The organism is Sphingosinicella humi, from assembly GCF_003129465.1.
Lineage (GTDB): Bacteria > Pseudomonadota > Alphaproteobacteria > Sphingomonadales > Sphingomonadaceae > Allosphingosinicella > Allosphingosinicella humi.
In genome coordinates this window covers 689,911-707,557 of record NZ_QFFF01000001.1, presented here as the reverse complement: position 1 = coordinate 707,557, position 17,647 = coordinate 689,911, and the positions used below count along the sequence as shown (strand labels likewise).

The window sequence follows — 17,647 nt, the reverse complement described above, 5'->3', positions numbered from 1 at the left end:
CTGGATTGCTTCGCTGCGCTCGCAATGACGATTAATCGAGTATCAATTCCGGCGCAGCAGCAGGTTCATGTGCGCGGCCGCGATCGGCTTGGCACGGTCCTGCTGCCAGGCATGCGCCTCGACATTGGCGACGCGCTTGCCGAGGCGGGTGACGACGGCGGAGGCGCAGGTTTCATGGTCGGTGCCGCCGCGCATGAAATCGACGGTGACGTTGATCGGCTTCACCGTCACCCCCTCGCGCGAGCCGAGCGCTTCATAGAGGGCGCCGAGCGCGGCGAACTCGAGCAGGCCGGCGATGGCGCCACCGTGGAGATAGCCGGGACGGCCGATCACCTCTTCGCGGAACGGCATGATCCAGACGAGCTCGTCGTCGTCGCCCCGCCGCGTGCTGAGGCCGAGCAGCCGGGCATAGGGAGGAAGGGGATCGGTCACCCATGCGCTTATAGTCGGCGCGCTCGCCGACGCTAGCTTTGGCAGGGCGTGCCCCTCGACACGAAATGAAGATCTGCGAAGGCGGCTCGGGCGCTGCCATGGGTATTGTCGGTGTCTGAGGCGACGGCGATCTGGACCGGCCGGCCCGGGTCGCCTTCGAAAGCGGCGTCAAAATCGGCGCCGACATCGGCCCGTTCTGAGACCCACCGGCCGGCCTCGGCGCCGCCCGATTCGGCAACGATCATCTGGGCGCGATCGGTGTAGGCGCTCTTGCGGCGGGTGCCGACCGGGTTGCGATTGTCCCACACATAGGTGACCGCGGCGTCGGGCACATGCTTGCCGAACAGGCGACGGGCGATGCCGAGCTTGAGGCGCGTGCCGACGCTCAAGGCGCTGTCCGGCATGTCGAAGGCAACGTAGACGCGCCCAGCATAATCGTCTCCGCTCTTCCTGCGCATGTCGGCGCCCTCGACGGGCGCGTCGACATACCAGCGCCAGCAGAGGATCGGGGTCTTGGAAAGGTCGACGGAGATCGGTCGCACGAGGATGGCCATGCTGTTGTTCGATCGCGCCTCCAGCGCGCGCCTGCCGCCGACCGTCGTGACGCTATAGCGGGTCGGCGCGACGTCCTTGTCGAGGCGAACGACGCGCCAGGGCGAAGGGAGCGCGCCGTCCGTATCGAACCGCCCTACCCAGATCGGCGTGCCGGCGGCGAGGGCGGTGGCGAGGAGGGTGATCACGGCAGGCTGGCTCCCAATAGGGCGAGGTCTGCAGGCTCGTCTATGTCGCGCAAGGTCTCGCCGATGTGCAGCGACCAGTCCAGCGCCTCGATGCGCTCGGCCGTCTTGCGGGCGACCGTCCCGGTACTCCAGGCGATGCTGGTGAAGAGCGATCTGTCGAGCCTGTTCAGTCCGAGAAGGGCATAACCGCCATCTTCCGCCGGGTGCAGGAACGCGTCGCAGCCGCGCAATCGGTCGGCGGCGGCCCCGAGGCGTCTTCGGTCCAGCTCGGGGCAATCGGCGCCGATCAAGAGCAGGGGTGGCCCGGATCGCTCGGCCGCACGCCAGAGGCGGTCGCCGAGGTCGCCCTCCCCTTGAGCGGTAAGCGTCACGCCGGCCGGCGGCGCCTCCGTCCAGCCCGGGTGATCGGCAAGGCAGAGCTCGACGGGTCCGACCTTGGCGGCCAGCGCTTCCTGGCAGGTGTGGAGCAGCATGCGGTGGGCGAGCTCGGCCGCCCCGTCGGCACCGAGGGCGGGGATGAGGCGGGTCTTCACCTGGCCCGGCACGGGCGCCTTCGCGAAGATGACGATACGCGTCACCCGCGCCTCCAGCCGTGATAGCGCTCAACCCAGCGGAGCAGGCGCTCGGGCTTGTGCGCCTTCTTCCACTCGCCGGCGGCATATTTGTTCGCCTCCGCCATGGTCGGATAAGCGTGGATGGTGCCGAGCAGCTTGTCGAGGCCGATGCCGTGTTTCATCGCCAGCACGATTTCGGCGATCGTCTCGCCGGCATTGTGGGCGACGACGGCGGCGCCGAGGATGCGATCCTTGCCCGGTGCGATCAGCAATTTGACGAAGCCGCGATTGGCGCCCTCGGCGACGGCGCGGTCGAGATGACCAAGGTCGAAGCGGACGACTTCATGGTCGATGTTCGCCGCGCGTGCCGACCGCTCGTTGTGGCCGACAACGGCAACTTCGGGGTCAGTGAAAGTGACGCGCGGGATGATCGAATAGTCGGCGCGGAAGCGCCGAAGCGAGCCGAACAAGGCATTGACGGCCGCATACCAGGCCTGGTGCGCGGCGAAATGGGTGAACTGATAAGGGCCAGCCACGTCACCCACGGCGAATATGTTCGGATAGAGGGTTTCGAGATAATCGTTGGTGACGACGCTCTTGTCCGTCCGGATGCCGAGGTCTTCGAGGCCGTAGCCGGTGAGGCGCGCTTTACGCCCGACGGCGACGATGAGTTCGTCGAACGGCACCGCCACCTCTTTGTGGTCGGCACGAGTGATCAGCGTCTTGCCCTCCACCCGCAGGGCTTCATGGCCGGTGCGGATATCGACCCCTTCCTCGCGCAGCCGCTCCTCCACGAAGGCCGAGACCTCCGCATCTTCCTTGGCGAGAAGGCGGGGGCCGTGCTCGATCTGGGTCACCTTCGAGCCGAGACGCGCGAATGCCTGCGCCATCTCGGTGCCGATGGGTCCGCCGCCGAGGATGAGGAGGCGCCCGGGCAGCGCGTCGCGATGGGCGAGCTCATTCCACATCGTGTCGCTGGTGAGGTAGCCGGACTCGGCGAGGCCGGGGATGTCGGGCACGGCCGGCTCACCGCCCGCGGCGATGACGATGGCGCGGGCCGTGAGGCGTTCGGCGCCGTCTATCTCCACCGTCCAGGGATCGACGATCCGGGCGTGGCCGAGGCGGACGTCGACGCCGAGGCTGGTGTAGCGTTCGACGCTGTCGGCGGGCTCGATGATCTCGATGATGGTGCGGATGCGCTTCATCACCGCCTTGAAGTCGAAGGCCGGCTCGCGCGGCGCGAGCCCGTACCAGTCGGCGTTGCGGATCTCGTGGGCGAGGCGGGCGGTGCGAATGAGCGCCTTGGAAGGGACGCAGCCGGTGTTCAGGCAGTCGCCGCCCATCCTGTTCGCTTCGATCAGGGTCACCTTCGCGCGAACGGTGGCGGCGATATAGGCGGTAACGAGGCCGCCCGCGCCGGCGCCGATCACGATGAGGTTTCGGTCGTAGCGGCGTGGGCGACGCCAACCTTTATAGGCGTGACGGCGGCGAAGGCGGCCGATGACGAATTTCGCAATCAGGGGGAAGAGTCCGAGCAGGGCGAGCGAACCGATCAGGCCGGGCGAGAGAATGTCGCCGACATTGTCGATCGCGGCGAGCTGCGTGCCGGCATTCACGTAGACGAACGTGCCGGCCAGCATGCCGATCCAGCTCACCGCCGCATAGGTCGCGACGCGCATCGCCGTCAGCCCCATGGCGAGGTTGACCAGGAAAAAGGGAAAAATGGGGATGAGCCGCAGCGTCAGCAGGTAGAAGGTGCCGTCCCGTTCGATGCCCTCGTCGATCGCCTTCGCGCGCCGCCCGAAGCGCTTTCGCACCCAGCCGCGCAGCAGATAGCGCGAGGAGAGGAAAGCGAGCACTGCGCCGGCGGTCGAAGCAAGCGACGCGATCAGCGTCCCGAGCCACAGGCCGAAGACGGCGCCCGCCGCCAGGGTCAGGATCGCCGCGCCGGGGAGCGAAAGGGCGGTTACCGCGACATAGACAAGGAAGAAGCCGGCGATCAGCGGCAGCGGATCGGATTCGAGCGCGGTGGCGAGGCCGGCCTGCTGTGCCTTGACGAATTCGAGGGTCAGGAAACGGTCGAGATCGAGCATGAAGAATGCGCCGATGGCCGCGGCGATGAGCAGGAGCAGGCCGGCCTTGCCGAGCTTCATCGGCCTTGCCTCCGCCGAGCCGTCCTCATGCCTCGTCTCTCCTCTGGCGAAGGTGTTGAGACAGGCGTAGCATGACCTTGTCGCCGCGCCGAGGGAGAAGCGCCATCGCCACCGTCCCCGAAGTAACGCTTTCCCCCTTCCTCGACCCGGCGAAGCGGCCGCTCGATCCGGAGAAGTTTGGCGACCCGTTCGTCACGGCCAAGGGGGAGGCGCGGGCGCATGTGGCGCTGGATCGGTTGGAGACGCTCTGGATCAACACCGGCACGCTCTGCAATCTTGCCTGCAAGAGCTGCTATATCGAAAGCTCGCCGACCAACGACGCGCTCGTCTACCTGACCCTGGCCGAGGTTGACGCCTATCTCGACGAGGCCGAACGGATGCGGTGCCGCGAGATCGGCTTTACCGGCGGCGAGCCTTTCATGAACCGCGACATGGTGCCGATGATGCGTTCGGCGCTGGAGCGCGGCTTCGAGGTCTTGGTGCTCACCAACGCAATGCGGCCGATGCGGCGGTTCGAGGCGGAGCTGATCGAGCTCAATCGCGAATATGGGAAGCGGCTGACGATGCGGGTCAGCCTCGACCATCCCGACAAGGCGATCCACGAAGCCGAGCGCGGCCCGGGCACATGGGACAAGGCGATCGACGGCCTCAAATGGCTTTCCGAGCGAGGCTTCAGGCTCGCCGTTGCCGGGCGCCTGCTTCCCGGACAGAGCGAGGCCGCGGAGCGGGCGGGCTATGCGCGTCTGTTCGAGCTGCTGGGCATTCGCGTCGAGAGTGGGCTGGTGCTGTTTCCCGAGATGGACGCGTCGGCCGACGTGCCGGAAATCACCGAGGCCTGCTGGGGGATATTGGGCGTGTCGCCTTCAGCGATGATGTGCGCGTCGAGCCGGATGGTGGTGAAGCGCAAGGGAGCAGTGCGATCGGTGGTCGTCGCCTGCACTCTGCTCCCTTATGACGATCAGTTCGTCATGGGCGAGACGTTGGCGCAGGCGACGGGCGAGGTGAGGCTCAATCATCCGCACTGCGCCCGCTTCTGCGTTCTCGGCGGGGCGAGCTGCACGGGCTGATGCTGTCCATCGTCATTCCGGCGCTGAATTCGGCGGGGGAGCTGTCCGCCTGTCTGGCGGCGCTGGAAGGCGCCGACGAGATCGTCGTCGTCGACGGCGGCTCGGCGGACGAAAGCGTTGCCGTGGCCGAGGCAATGGGAGCCCGTGTGGTCCACTCCCCAAAGGGTAGAGGGGTGCAGCTTCGGGCCGGAGCCGAGGCGGCACGCGGTGATTGGCTGCTTTTCCTTCACGCCGACACGCGGCTGGTCCCTGGATGGCGCGAGGCGGTCGCGGCGCATGTCGCCGAGTGCGCGGGCGAGGCGGCGTGCTTCCGTTTCCGACTGGACGACCGGGCCTGGCAGGCGCGGCTGATCGAGGCCGGCGTCGCCCTCCGCGCGGGTCTGCTCCGCCTCCCTTATGGCGACCAGGGCCTGCTGCTCTCGAGAGCCAGCTATGACGCGACTGGCGGCTTTCGCCCCTTGCCGCTGATGGAGGATGTCGACTTGGTGCGGCGGCTCGGGCGGGTGCGGGTGCTCGACGCCGACGCTGTGACGAGCGCGGCGCGGTGGCGCAAGGACGGCTGGTTCAGGCGCTCGGCCCGCAATGCGCTTTGCCTCGGCCTTTACGGCGCGGGCGTGCCGGTCGATCGTATCGCCCGCGTCTATTCGCCCTCCTGACGCGACCGCACCCTCCCGCAAATCGCGTCCAGCTTCGCCATCAGCGCCGGGTCGCGGCCCGCGGGCGGGGTGATGAGCGCGGTGTCGAGGACGGTGTCAATGGGCGAGGGCAGACGTTGTTTCGGCAATCCCGTGGCCAGCTCGGCGATCAGCTTTTGCGCGGTGGCCGCATTGTCCTGGAGCTGGGAGAGGATATCCGTGATGTCGACATCGTCGCCGTCGCCGCGCCAGCAATCATAGTCGGTGACCATGCCGACAAGGGCGTAGGGAAGCTCCGCCTCGCGGGCGAGGCGGGCTTCCGGCATGGCGGTCATGCCGATCACGTCCGCGCCCCATTGGCGGTAGAGGCGGCTTTCGGCGCGGGTCGAAAGCTGCGGGCCTTCCATGGCGAGATAGGTGGCGCCGCGCGCGACCTTCGCTTCCGCGGCATCGGCCGCCCCGGCCGCCAGGTCGGAGAGTCGGGGGCAGACGGGATCGGCCATCGGCACATGGGCGACGACGCCGGGGCCGAAGAAGCTCCGCTCCCGCGCGAAGGTGCGATCGATGAACTGGTCGGCGACGACAAACGTGCCGGGCGTCAGCTCTTCCTTGAGCGAGCCGATGGCGGAGAGGGCGAGGACATCGGTGCAGCCGGCCCGCTTCAGCGCATCGATGTTGGCGCGGGCGTTGACGTCGCTCGGCGGCAGGCGATGGCTGCGGCCGTGGCGAGGGAGGAAGACAAATTTGACGCCATGGATGCGGCCGATGAGGAGTTCGTCCGAAGGCCGGCCCCAAGGCGTGTCGACGGCGATCCATTGCGCCTCCTCCAGCGCGTCGGTCTGATAGAGGCCGGAGCCGCCGATGATGCCGATGGTCCATTCGCTCATGCGCGGCTCCCGCTGGGGTCGATCAGGATGGTTCTGAGGTCGTTGACGTTGGTGCCGGTGGGGCCGGTCACGAAGGCGTCGCCGAGGGCGGCGAAGAAGGCGCCGCTGTCGTTGGCCTGAAGGGCGGCCGAGGCGTCGAGCTTCCGCGCCTTCGCCCGCGCCAGCGTGGCGGGATCGATGAAGGCGCCCGCGGCGTCGTGGCTGCCGTCGAGGCCGTCGGTGTCTGCGGCGAGGGCGGTGATTCCGGCTGCGCCGTCGAGCGTCAGAGCCAGCGCCAGCGAATATTCGCGGCTGGGGCCGCCGCTGCCCTGTCCCGATAGAGTGACGGTCAGTTCCCCGCCGGAGATAAGCGCGACGCGGCTGCCGGAGCGCAGCGTCTCAAGGGCAATGGAGGCGTGGCGCCGAGCGACGTCGCGCGCTTCGCCCTGGGCATGAGCGTCGATCGGAACCGCCTCCCAGCCGAGGCGCACCGCTTCGCTCGCGGCGGCCTTCAATGCCGTGTCGCCGCCGGCGATGATTCGATAGTCGGCGTTCCAACCCTCCGCCTCGTCGGGCTTCACGGTCTCGCTCCAGCCGCGATCGGGAGCGACGATGCCGTGGCGGCCGAGGATCGCCTTGGCTTCCTCAAGGCTCGTCGGGTCCGTGACGGTGGGGCCCGAGCCTATATCCTCCGGCCGGTCGCCGACCACGTCGGAGATGGCCAGGGTCACCAGTCGCGCCGGCTGGGCGGCGCGGGCGAGGCGGCCGCCCTTGATGCGGGAAAGGTGGCGGCGGACCGTGTTGATCTCCTCGATCGGCGCGCCGGAGCGGAGGAGAGCGGTCGTGAGCGCCTGCTTGTCCGCCAGCGACAGCCCCTCACCGGGTAGGCAGGCAAGAGCCGAAGCGCCGCCGCTCAGCAGGACGAGGACGAGGTCCTCGGAGCCTGCCTGTTGGGCAAGCGCAAGAAGCCGCTCGGCGGCGGTGAGGCTTGCCTCGTCCGGCATGGGATGGCCGGCGCTGATGCAGTCGATCTGTTGCAGGAGCTCGGCGGGCCCGTGCGGCACGACGGCCAGCCCGGACAGTGGGCCGTGCCATGCCGCCTCTACCGCTCGGGCCATGCCGCCGGCCGCCTTGCCGATGGCGAGGAGGATGGTGTGGCCCTCCGGCGGTTCCGGCAGGTATGCGGGGACGACATCGGCGGGGTGGCAAGCGGCGACGGCCGCGCGAAAAATGCTTTCGAGGTCCTGGCGCGCCGTCACGGGGCGATGATGAGGGGAAGCGGGCGGTTCATCAAGACGCGGTGAATCGAAGTAGCCGGACGAGTGCAAGGGTACGTTCGGCCCGAGCGAAGTCGACGGGCGCTGGCACAGAGTCATCACACACGCCCCTCGACTATGCTTGGGACGAACGACTGATGCGCAGGACACTGGCCCGGCTTTCGCAAGCAACCGACTGGCTTTAGTCTCCCGGCCTGATGGCGACGCGGGCGACATGGTGGAGTGTAGGGCATGTTGCTCTGAAGGCGCTGGGTGTGCTGCTGCTCGTGCCTTTGCTCTATCTGCTGGCGGTGACCGTTGGCGGCACGCTCACCGCCAACGCCGACTGGCGCGAACCTGAAGAGGGGGTGACGCTTTTCATCCGCACCAACGGCGTCCACACCTGGATCATGGCTCCGGCGGTGACGCCGGAGATGGACTGGCGGGCCTTGGCACCGGCGGCGGATATCAAGGAACCTCGCCTGGCGGGCAACTACATCGCCTTCGGCTTCGGCAATCGGGATTTCTATCTCAACACGCCGACCTGGGCCGACCTTACCTTCAAGACCGCTTTCGCCGCGGCGATCGGCGGCGGCCCGAGCCTGATCCATGTCGATCATGAGACCGATCCCGTGGAGGACGCATATACCCGGCGGCTGGTCGTCAGCCATGAGGAGTATCGGCGGCTGGTCCGCTATATCCGGGACGGTTTTCAGCTGGACGAGGCGGGGCACTCGATGCCGCTGTTGGGTCGGGGTTATGGCTGGTCCGACGTCTTCTATGAATCCGTCCGCGCCTATAATTTCGTGCGCACCTGCAACGAGTGGACCGGCGAGGCGCTGCGGACGGCAGGCATCCGAATGGGGGTGTGGACGCCGCTGTCGCAAAGCATCATGTGGCGGCTGGAGCGCGAGGAGAACGAATGAGCGAGCGGCGGACGACCATCTTCGAGCATATGTCCGGCCTCGCCCGGGCGCATGACGCGGTGAACCTGGGCCAGGGCTTTCCCGATTTCGGCTGGCCGGAGGATGTCGTCGAGTGGGCGGCCGAAGCGTTACGCACGGGCTCCAACCAATATCCGCCGATGCGCGGCCTGCCGGCACTGCGCGAGGCGGTGGCGGAGCATTATGGGCGGCATCAGAAGCTGCGCGCGGCGCCGGATGAGGTCACGGTCACCTCCGGTGCGACCGAAGCGCTGGCAGCGACCATCCTCGCGCTGGTGAAGCCCGGCGACGAGGTGCTCCTCTTCCAGCCGCTCTACGACGCCTATCTGCCATTGGTGCAGCGGGCGGGCGGCGTGGCGAAGCTGGCACGGTTGGCGCCGCCGGACTGGCGGCTGACGGCGGAGGTGATCGAGCAGGGCTTCACCGAGCGGACACGCGCGGTCGTCTTCAACAATCCGCACAATCCGACTGGGCGGGCGTTCGATGAAGAGGAGTTGGCGCTGCTCGCCGACGCCTGCATCCGCCATGATGCCGTCGCGATCAGCGACGAGGTGTGGGAGCATGTGCTGTTCGATGGGCGAAGGCATATCCCGCTGTCGGCGCTGCCGGGCATGGTCGAGCGCACGGTGAAGATCGGCTCGGCCGGCAAGATCTTTTCGCTCACCGGCTGGAAGGTCGGCTGGACCATCGCGCCGGCGCCGCTGTCGGAGGCAATCGCCGACGCTCACCAGTTCCTCACCTTCACCACAGCGCCCAACCTCCAGGCGGCGGTCGCCTACGGCCTCGCCAAGGACGACGCCTATTTCGAGGGGATGCGCGCCGATTTCGCTCGCTCCCGCGACCATCTGGCGGCGGGACTTCGCGACGCCGGCTTTGCGGTGCTCCCGGCCGAAGGCACCTATTTCCTCGCCGTCGACCTTGCTGCCTCCGGCATCGCCCTCGACGACGTGACCTTTTGCGAACGCGCCGTTCGCGAAGCCGGCGTCGCCGCCATTCCCGTGTCCGCCCTCTACGCCCAGGATGCCGCCCGCAATGTCATCCGCCTCTGCTTCGCCAAGCGGGCGGAGACACTGGAGGCGGGGATTGAGCGCTTGCGCGAAGCCCGGCGGCTATTCGCCTGAGAAACGCAAGTTAGGGCAGGCCCGCTCGTTCACTCGCGCCAGGCGAGTGTGACCGAGATGCGCCGGTTCCTTGGATCATAGCGATCCTCCGGCACATAGGGCTCCCTGTCCGCCACGCCTTCGATACGGGCGAAGCGTTCGATGGTGACGCCGGCGGCGCCTAATTGGGCGCGGGTGGCTTCGGCGCGAGCCGTCGAGAGCATCCAGTTGTTCATGGTTCGGCCGGCGGCATAGGGGAGGGAGTCGGTGTGGCCGCGGACCATGATGTCGTTCGGCACGCCCTCGATCACTTCGGCGACGGCGCCGATCAGGCGGACGGCGGCGGGGAGCAGCCGGTCGGTGCCAAGCGCGAACATGGAGAAATCGGCTTCCTCGACCAGGTCGATGCGCAGCCCCTCCTTGCTCTCGGTGAAGCGGACATGGGGCTTGAGGTTGCGCAGCTCGGGCGTCCGCTCCATCCGCTCCTCCAGAGTCTTCTTCAGCCGCTCGAAGCGCTCGCGATCCTCGGCCCGCTGCTTGGCGGAGCTTTGCTGGGTACCACCGATCGACGAATCCGGAATGACGATCGCCTTGGTGCCGGTCTGGGTCGGCTTGTGCGGATAATTCTCCGCCGCGATAATGGAGGCGCCGCCGAGGAGACCGTTCGATCCGGCGCTGTTGTCCCTGAGCTCGACGAGCGTGGGCGTGAAATAGTCGGCAAGGCCCTTGCGCTTGGCCTCGTCGGTCGCGCCCAGGATCCAGAGCAGCAGGAAAAAGGCCATCATCGCCGTCACGAAATCGGCATAGGCGACCTTCCAGGCGCCGCCATGATGGCCGCCATGCCCTTCGGAGACGATCTTCTTGACGATGATCGGGCGCGGCTCGGGCTCGTTCTTGCCGCGCTTGTTCGCAGCCGTCGCCATGGCTCAGCGGCCCCGCATGCCGTCGAAAACGTCGGCGAAGGCCGGCTGGTTGGTGTGGCTGATGCTGGAGCGGGCGGCCTCGATCACCAGCGGCAGCGGATGGCCGTGGAGCGAGGCGACGATGATCTGCTTCACGACGTGATAGATGGCGGCGTCGCTCTCGATCACCTGGCGGGCACGGCTCGCGAACGGGCCGACGATGCCATAGGCGAGCAGCACTCCCAAAAAGGTCCCCACCAGCGCCGAGCCGATCATGGCGCCGAGGATGGCCGGCGGCTGGTCGATCGAGCCCATCGTCTTCACCACGCCCAGCACGGCGGCGACAATGCCGAGCGCCGGGAGGGCGTCGGCCAGGCTCTGCAGGGTATCGGCCGGGCGTATGGCGTCGTGGTGGTGGGTCTTGAGGCTGTTGTCCATCACCTCCTCGACCGCGTGCGGATCGAGCGTGCCCGACGAGACGACGACCAGCCGCAAGGTGTCGGCGATGAGGTGGATCAGCGTATCGTCCTTCAGCAGCCGCGGATATTCGGCAAAGATGGCGCTGGTCTTCGGGTCCTCGATATGCGGCTCGACGGCGACGGGGCCGTCGGTGCGCAGCATCTTCATCAGCTTGGAGACGAGGAAGATCGTGTCGAGGAAGTCCTGCTTGTGGTAGCTGGGGCCCTTGAAGATCTTGGCGATGCCGCCGCCGAGCTGCTTCAGCTCCTTCATCGAATTGCCGGCGATGATGGCGCCGGCGCCGGCGCCGCCGATGATCAGCATCTCGTGCGGCAGGGCGTGCATGACGGCGCCGAGGTCTCCCCCGGTGATGAGGAAGCCCCCGAACACCATGACGAGCACGACAAGCACGCCAATTGCTGGAAACATAAGATCATCCCCGCCTTGCAAGTGGAGCGACGAGAACGCCTCGCTCCGATGTGATTAACGGCGCGGCGGAGAAGTCTTTATGGTGAACGCGAAATTAGGGCTGATGGTGCCGCGGCTGGAGCGGTGAGCCAAAGGCGTCATTGCGAGCGCAGCGAAGCAATCCAGCCTCCCACCGGCCGGATTGCTTCGTCGCTGTGCTCCTCGCAACGACGATGGGTGCTAGCGCAGCAGGTCGAACAGCGTGTTCTGATTGACCCGGGCGAAGACGGCTTGGGCGGCCTGGAGGCTCAGCTTCTTGGCCTCGAGCTCGGCGATCACCTTGACGAGGTCCGTCGACTCTATGTCGGTGCGAAGCTCTGTCAGCTGAATATCCGATTCCGTCAGCCGCTCGCGAATATTGTCGACGCGGGCGGCGCGGACGCCTTGTTCAGCGCGCGCGGCGGTGATGTGGGCGGATCCATCGTTGACCGCCTCGATCGACGCAGCGATCGCGGTCTTGCGTAGGGCTGGATCGGCCTCGGTGAGGGCGGCGGCGGCCGTGTTGACGATGGCGACCAGGTCCGCCGGACCGCCGGCCGTGGCGATATTCTCGAAAATGTCCGCCTGGCTCGCGACCGGCGCGATGCGCAGCCCCGAATTGACGGGGATCTCAAGGGCGTCGCCCCGACTGAACAGCAGGGCTCCGCGGGAATCGCGCGTGTCGATCAGACTCGCGATATCCTCGGCAATGCCACGGAGCTCGGCGGCGATCGTAGCTCGGTTCTCATCCGACAGCGTCTCGGATGCGCCGGCGACCATCAGCTCCTGAGCACGGACCATTACCTTTTCGACCGCCTCTAGCGTCGTGTCGGCGCGGGCCGCCAGCGCGGCCGCCGTCTCGACGTTGCGCAGCCAGGCCTCCTCGTTCGCCTGGGTGCGGTCGATCTCGGCGACGCGGGCGGCGCCGATCGGGTCGTCGGAAGGATTGAGGATCCGCTTCTGCGTCGAAATCTGCATCTGCGCGCGGGCGATGTCGCGCGCCAGATCGGACTGGCGATTGATTTCGGCAGTGAGGCGATAGCGGGTGCCGCTGATCATGAGCGAATGCCTTCCTTAGAGAATGTCCATGATGGCCTGGATCGTCTCGCGGGCGATCTGGAGGACCTTGGCGGCGCCGTTATAGGCCTGCTGGAAGCGGACCAGCTCGGCCGCCTCGCGGTCGAGGTCGATGCCGGTGATCTCGTCGCGCGCGGCGAAGCTGTTGTCGCGGCGGATGGCGGCGGCGTCCGCTTCGGAGCGAGCGGCGGCCAGTGCCTGCGACTGGGCCGCGACCATGGCGGCCCAGCGGGTTTCGGCGCCGCCGTCGGCCCTGAGTGAGGTCAAAGCGAGGAGATTTCCATTCGGAGTGCCGTCCGCGGAAGCGGCCGCGACGGTCGTGGGATCGCTGGTGAGGACACGGAGCGAGATGGCACCGGTGGTGATCGCCAGCAGGTCGGCGCCCGGATTGCCGTTCTGGTCCACGCCCTGGCTTGACCAGGCATTGAGGTCCGCCGCGAAATCGGCGGCGATGGAATCCAGCTCGCGGCGCTTGTCGGCGGTGGAGGCGGCGACGTCGACGAGGGCAGCGAGGCTGCCGCCGGTCGCGGGCAGGGGGACGGTGGTCCCGTTCGCCTGGAGCTCGAGCGAAAGCCGCCCGTCCGACGCTTCGGTGAGAGTGACGAGGGCCCGGCTGGTCGGATCGATCAGCGCGACGCCGGTGGCTCGGGCGAGGGTGAGGGCGACGGTGCCGTTCTCCGCAACCGCGACGGTGACGTCGATCCGCTTAGCGATTGCGTCGACCAGCCGGTCGCGCTCGTCGAGCATCGCGGCGATGGCGGTGCCGCCCTTGGCGGCCTGGCGAAGGGCGGTATTGACCTTGGCGAGGGCCTCCAGCTCATCGTTCAAGCCTTGGACGTCGAGATAGGCGGATTGGGAAATGCCTTCGGCGACGCGGGTGAGCGACTCCGCGGTGGTGCGGATCGCGCCCGCCGCCTGCTCCAGCGCCTGGAGGATGGCGGCGCGGCCCAGCCGTTCGTCGGGGGTTGCCGAGGCCGAGACGGCGGCGTTGAAGAAATTGCCGAGCAGCGAGCCGACGCCGGTCGGGCCGTCGGCCAGCGCCGTCTCGGCGGCGGTGAGCCACTGCTTTCGTGTCTCGGCGCGACTGGCGGCGGCGGCGGAATAGCGCGCGTCGGCGGCACGGAACGCGTCCCAGGCGCGCTCGATGCTGTTCGCCTCTACGCCGGAGAAGAGCAGGGCTTCGCGATAGATCGGGCTTTGCGAGCCGGCGTTGGTCGCCTGCCTCAGGTTCACCTCGCGGCGCGAATAGCCGGGCGTCTCGGCGTTGGCGACATTCTCGCCGATAGCCGCAAGGGCGCTTCGGTAAGCCGAAACGCCCGAGGATCCGATGCTCAAAAGATCGCTCATTTCTTACCCTCCGTGCCGCCGAACTGGGCGAGCAGCAGCTCGGCGATGCCGAACGAGCCGGTCTTCGCCATGGATTCGGCGAGCTTTGCGTCCTGCATGTCGCGGAACTGCTCGGTCGCACGGCTGCCGAACAGCTCTTCGCCGAGGTTCGCCTGGCGCATCGAGCCGATCATCTGCCGCATGAAGATGGCCTCGAAAGCCTCGGCGGCCTTCTTCAGCTCCTCGTTCTTGGCATTGGCTGCAGTCTCGTTCCTCCCGAGCGAAGTCGAGGGGCGCACGTGGTGAGTCTGCGTCAGCGCCCCGAAGGGCTCGGGACGAACGGACATAGGGGAGGCGCCGTTGATGTCCATCACAGGATCACCAGCTCGGCCTTGAGCGCGCCGGCCTGCTTCAGCGCCTCCAATATGGCGACCAGGTCCGACGGGGCTGCGCCGAGGGCGTTGACGGCCTTGACGATATCGGAGAGCGAGGCGCCCGCGAAGGCGTACATCGGGGCGGTCTGCTCGATCACTTCGATGTTGCTGTCTTCCTCGATCGCGGTGCGGCCGCGCGAGAAGGGCTCCGGCTGGACGACCATCGGATTCTCGTCGACCGAAACGGTGAGCTTGCCGTGGCTCACGGCCGCCGGGCTGATCCGGACGGCGCCGTTGATGACCACCGTGCCCGTGCGTGCGTTGACGACCACGCGGGCAGCCGCCTCGGCGGGATCGACCAGCAGGTTCTCGATGCGGCTCATCAAGGTGGCTCGGCTCTCGGCGCCGGGCGGTGCCTGGATGGAGATGGTGACGGCGTCGGCCGCGCTGGCGATCTGGCCGAGATCGCGGTTGATCGCGTCGGCCACGCGCTGGGCGGTGGTGAGATCGGCCTGGGCGAGGTTGAAGCGAAGCTCGGGCGAGGTGGCGAAGCCGGCATCGACCGCGCGCTCGACGGTGGCTCCGCTCGGAATTCGGCCGGCCGACGGAATATTGACGGAGACTTTGGAGCCGTCCGCCGCGTCCACGCCGAGGCCGCCCACGGCGAGGCTGCCTTGCGCCATCGCATAAATCTCGCCGTCGGCGCCCCGCAGCGGCGCCATGACCAAGGTGCCGCCGCGCAGCGACTTGGCCTTACCGAGCGCGGAGACGGTGACGTCGATCGTCTGGCCGGGCTTGGCGAAGGCAGGAAGCTCGGCGGTGATCATCACCGCCGCGGCGTTCTTCAGCGCCGGATTGATGCCGGGCGGAAGGGTAAGGCCGAAGCGCGAGGCCACGCCCTTCATGGCGAGCGTCGCATAGTCGAGGCTGTCGTCGCCCGTGCCGGCGAGACCGACGACGATGCCGTAGCCGGTCAGCTGGTTGGTGCGCAGCCCCTGGAACGTGCCGAGGTCCTTCACCCGCGCGGCCTGCGCCGGCGCGGCGAGGATCATGAAGGCAGCGAGGACGGTGGCGAGATGCTTGAACATGCGCATGGTCCTAGAAGGGGCTGACGGCGGTGAAGAAGCGCTGCAGCCAGCCCTGGCGGCTGGCACGGGCGATCTCGCCCTTGCCGGAATAGGCGATGCGGGCATCGGCGACGCGGGTCGACGGCACCCGATTATCCGGACCGATATCGGCCTGGCGGACCAAGCCGGAAATCTGGATATATTCGTCCCCGCGGTTGATGTTGACCAGCTTCTGGCCCTTCACCAGCATCGTTCCGTTGGGATAGACTTCCGCCACCGTCACGCTGATCTCGCCATTGAGGCGATTGGACTGGGCGGCTTCGCCTTCGCCGTTGAACGACAGGTCGCCTCCCGTGGCGATATCGGTCGGATCAAAGAAGGACAGCGGCCCAGTCGAGGGCGGCGTGATGCCGAACTCGCCCGAGCGATCCGTGCTGGCGCTGTTCGACTTGCTGGCGACGGTCCGCTCGACGAGCGCGATGGTCAGGATGTCGCCGACCTGGCTCGCGCGGGCACCGCTGGTGAGCGGCGTGTAGCCGTACGATGCCTGGAAGATCGAGCCGTTCGAATGGGGCACCGGCGGAGGCGGCGGCGCGTAGCTCGCCGCAAATTCGGGCGACAGCCCGCCATTCCCTCCGCCCATGCAGGCGGCGAGCGCGAGAAGCGGCAGGGCCGCGGCGATCTTAAAGCTGCTGGTTCGCATTGCGGAGCATCTCGTCGGTTGCGGAGATCATCTTCGAATTCACTTCGTAGGCGCGCTGGGTCTCGATCATGTCGACCAGCTCCTGGACGACATTGACGTTCGAGCCCTCGAGCATCCCCTGGCGGATCGAACCGCGGCCATCGAGGGCGGCGGGGCCCACCTGCGGCGCGCCGCTGGCGGCGGTCTCCAGGAAGATGTTGCCTCCCTTGGCCGTGAGGCCCGAGGGGTTGATGAATCGGGCGAGCTCGATCTGGCCGAGCTCGGTCGGCTCGGCGTCGCCGGCGACGAGCGCCGAGACGGTGCCGTCGGCGCCGATCGTGATCGTCTGCGCGCCCTCGGGAACTTGAATGGCGGGCTGCAGCGGCATCCCGTCCGACGTCACGATCTGACCCTCCGGCGACAGGTTGAAGCTGCCGGCTCGGGTATAGCCGATCGTGCCGTCCGGCATCGTCACCTGGAAGAAGCCGTCGCCCTCGATGGCGAGGTCGAGCGGATTGTCGGTGGTGGCGAGCGCGCCCTGGCTGTTGACGCGGGCGGTGCCGGTCATCTCGACACCCGAGCCCAGCGACAGGCCGGTGGCGTAGCGGTTCTCGGCCGAGGCCGGAGCGCCGGGCGCGGTCATGATCTGATAGGCGAGCGTCTCGAAGGTCGCACGGTCGCGCTTGAACCCTGTCGTGTTCACGTTCGCCAGGTTGTTGGCGATGACGCGCATCCGGGCCGACTGGGCGTCGAGGCCGGTGCGGGCGACGTGGAGGGCGGCGTTGGTCATCTTTGGCTCCTCGGGTGAATCTTAGCTGGGCAGACGCATCAGGTCGGCGGTGGCGCTGTCGAGCTCGCGGGTCGTCGTGATGAGCTTCAGCTGCTGGTCCCAGGCGCGGCTGGCCTCGACCATGTCGACGAGCGCCTTGGTCGGGTTGACGTTGGAGCCTTCGAGGCTGCCGGCGTTGACGCTGGCCAGCGGATCGGCCGGCAAGGCACCGCCGCCGACGACGCGGAACAGGCCATCGAGGCCCTTGGCGACGTTGGAGCCCACCGGCGAGGTGAGCTTCAGGCGCCCGACCTGTTGCGGCAGGTTCGGATCGCCGCCGGTGGGGACGATCCAGATGGTGCCGTCCTTGTCGATCTTGACGGAATCGGCCGGCGGCAGGGTTACGGGACCTTGGTCGCCCAGCACCGGATTGCCGGCACCGGTGGTGAGCAGGCCCGTGTCGGACAGCTGCAGGTCGCCCCGGCGGGTATAGGCTTCCTCGCCATTGTCGGCCTGGACGGCGAGTAAGGCGTCGCCCTCCATCGCGATATCCAGGGCGCGGCCCGTCTCGCTCACCACGCCTTCGCTCATGTCGGCGGCCAGCACTTCCTCCGAGGCGAGGGCACGGGCGTCGAAGCCCTGACCCTGCACCCAGAGCGCGCGCTGGTTCGCGATCTCGGCGCGAAAGCCGACCGTGTTCGCGTTGGCGAGGTTGTTCGCCGTCGACGCCTGGCGGGCCATGGCGCCGCGCAGGGCCGACAGCGATGTGTAGACGAGCCTATCCATGGTCTAATCCT

The 17,647-nt window shown here is 67.8% G+C and carries 18 protein-coding genes and 1 pseudogene; 4 read left to right on the top strand and 15 right to left on the bottom strand.

The features are described 5' to 3' along the window. Window positions 1-42 precede the first annotated feature (42 nt). Genes DF286_RS03560 through DF286_RS03545 form a run of 4 tightly spaced genes read right to left on the bottom strand, consistent with a single transcriptional unit; the run spans window position 43 to window position 3,879 of the window. Window positions 43-432, bottom strand: a complete 390-nt coding sequence (locus tag DF286_RS03560; protein WP_109270187.1) for a PaaI family thioesterase — start codon at window positions 430-432, stop codon at window positions 43-45. A 32-nt stretch (window positions 433-464) separates the two neighbouring features. Next, the gene (locus DF286_RS03555; RefSeq protein ID WP_109270186.1) at window positions 465-1,172 is read right to left on the bottom strand and encodes a DUF3047 domain-containing protein; all 708 of its coding nucleotides are present in this window, start codon (window positions 1,170-1,172) and stop codon (window positions 465-467) included. Next, window positions 1,169-1,750: a TIGR04282 family arsenosugar biosynthesis glycosyltransferase gene (locus DF286_RS03550; RefSeq protein ID WP_109270185.1), complete on the bottom strand. Its 582-nt coding sequence runs from the start codon at window positions 1,748-1,750 to the stop codon at window positions 1,169-1,171. Before DF286_RS03550 ends, DF286_RS03555 begins: the two co-directional genes overlap by 4 nt. After that, complete coding sequence (locus DF286_RS03545) at window positions 1,747-3,879, bottom strand: FAD-dependent oxidoreductase (protein ID WP_109270184.1); 2,133 nt, start codon at window positions 3,877-3,879, stop codon at window positions 1,747-1,749. Before DF286_RS03545 ends, DF286_RS03550 begins: the two co-directional genes overlap by 4 nt. A 71-nt stretch (window positions 3,880-3,950) precedes the next feature. Between DF286_RS03545 and DF286_RS03540 the strand changes: the two genes are divergently transcribed. Together DF286_RS03540 and DF286_RS03535 are read left to right on the top strand one after the other, a co-directional pair. Then, entirely contained in the window at window positions 3,951-4,946 is a 996-nt protein-coding gene (locus DF286_RS03540) for a radical SAM protein (RefSeq protein WP_109270183.1), read from the top strand. Continuing rightward, window positions 4,946-5,602 (top strand): TIGR04283 family arsenosugar biosynthesis glycosyltransferase, encoded by a 657-nt coding sequence (locus tag DF286_RS03535; RefSeq protein ID WP_170303926.1) that lies wholly within the window; start codon window positions 4,946-4,948, stop codon window positions 5,600-5,602. Before DF286_RS03540 ends, DF286_RS03535 begins: the two co-directional genes overlap by 1 nt. On the opposite strand, the gene mtnP is transcribed toward DF286_RS03535, so the two are convergent. Together mtnP and DF286_RS03525 are read right to left on the bottom strand one after the other, a co-directional pair. Further along, window positions 5,587-6,468 carry an S-methyl-5'-thioadenosine phosphorylase gene (gene mtnP / locus DF286_RS03530; protein WP_109270181.1) on the bottom strand — a complete coding sequence of 294 codons (882 nt, stop codon included), beginning with the start codon at window positions 6,466-6,468 and terminating at the stop codon, window positions 5,587-5,589. The genes DF286_RS03535 and mtnP overlap by 16 nt on opposite strands. After that, window positions 6,465-7,706, bottom strand: coding sequence for a glycerate kinase type-2 family protein (locus DF286_RS03525; RefSeq protein ID WP_243444701.1), 1,242 nt, complete (start codon window positions 7,704-7,706; stop codon window positions 6,465-6,467). The genes mtnP and DF286_RS03525 overlap by 4 nt, the downstream gene beginning before the upstream one ends. 272 nt (window positions 7,707-7,978) lie before the next feature. Here DF286_RS03525 and DF286_RS03520 point away from each other — a divergent pair, with 272 nt between their 5' ends. Beyond that, window positions 7,979-8,629, top strand: coding sequence for a TIGR02117 family protein (locus DF286_RS03520; protein ID WP_158274612.1), 651 nt, complete (start codon window positions 7,979-7,981; stop codon window positions 8,627-8,629). Then, window positions 8,626-9,768, top strand: a complete 1,143-nt coding sequence (locus tag DF286_RS03515) for an aminotransferase (protein WP_109270178.1) — start codon at window positions 8,626-8,628, stop codon at window positions 9,766-9,768. The genes DF286_RS03520 and DF286_RS03515 overlap by 4 nt, the downstream gene beginning before the upstream one ends. A 38-nt stretch (window positions 9,769-9,806) precedes the next feature. Here DF286_RS03515 and DF286_RS03510 read toward each other — a convergent pair. From DF286_RS03510 to DF286_RS03470, 9 genes and pseudogenes are all read right to left on the bottom strand, one after another. Then, window positions 9,807-10,670: pseudogene (locus DF286_RS03510) on the bottom strand (flagellar motor protein MotB); the annotation flags it as partial. A 3-nt stretch (window positions 10,671-10,673) separates the two neighbouring features. Beyond that, window positions 10,674-11,537 (bottom strand): flagellar motor stator protein MotA, encoded by an 864-nt coding sequence (gene motA, locus DF286_RS03505; RefSeq protein ID WP_109270176.1) that lies wholly within the window; start codon window positions 11,535-11,537, stop codon window positions 10,674-10,676. Window positions 11,538-11,756: 219 nt separating this feature from the next. Beyond that, the gene (locus DF286_RS03500) at window positions 11,757-12,614 is read right to left on the bottom strand and encodes a flagellin N-terminal helical domain-containing protein (RefSeq protein ID WP_109270175.1); all 858 of its coding nucleotides are present in this window, start codon (window positions 12,612-12,614) and stop codon (window positions 11,757-11,759) included. Window positions 12,615-12,629: 15 nt separating this feature from the next. Then, window positions 12,630-13,979, bottom strand: a complete 1,350-nt coding sequence (flgK, locus tag DF286_RS03495) for a flagellar hook-associated protein FlgK (RefSeq protein WP_109270174.1) — start codon at window positions 13,977-13,979, stop codon at window positions 12,630-12,632. Further along, window positions 13,976-14,305, bottom strand: coding sequence for a rod-binding protein (locus DF286_RS03490; RefSeq protein ID WP_109271976.1), 330 nt, complete (start codon window positions 14,303-14,305; stop codon window positions 13,976-13,978). Before DF286_RS03490 ends, flgK begins: the two co-directional genes overlap by 4 nt. Before the next feature lie 23 nt (window positions 14,306-14,328). Next, the gene (locus tag DF286_RS03485) at window positions 14,329-15,420 is read right to left on the bottom strand and encodes a flagellar basal body P-ring protein FlgI (protein ID WP_109270173.1); all 1,092 of its coding nucleotides are present in this window, start codon (window positions 15,418-15,420) and stop codon (window positions 14,329-14,331) included. A gap of 10 nt (window positions 15,421-15,430) precedes the next feature. Further along, entirely contained in the window at window positions 15,431-16,102 is a 672-nt protein-coding gene (locus DF286_RS03480; RefSeq protein ID WP_109270172.1) for a flagellar basal body L-ring protein FlgH, read from the bottom strand. After that, a complete protein-coding gene (gene flgG, locus DF286_RS03475; RefSeq protein ID WP_109270171.1) occupies window positions 16,083-16,871 on the bottom strand; it encodes a flagellar basal-body rod protein FlgG in 789 nt (262 codons plus the stop codon). The genes DF286_RS03480 and flgG overlap by 20 nt, the downstream gene beginning before the upstream one ends. Window positions 16,872-16,892: 21 nt before the next feature. Further along, a complete protein-coding gene (locus tag DF286_RS03470; protein WP_109270170.1) occupies window positions 16,893-17,636 on the bottom strand; it encodes a flagellar basal body rod protein FlgF in 744 nt (247 codons plus the stop codon). Between the last annotated feature and the right edge of the window lie 11 nt (window positions 17,637-17,647).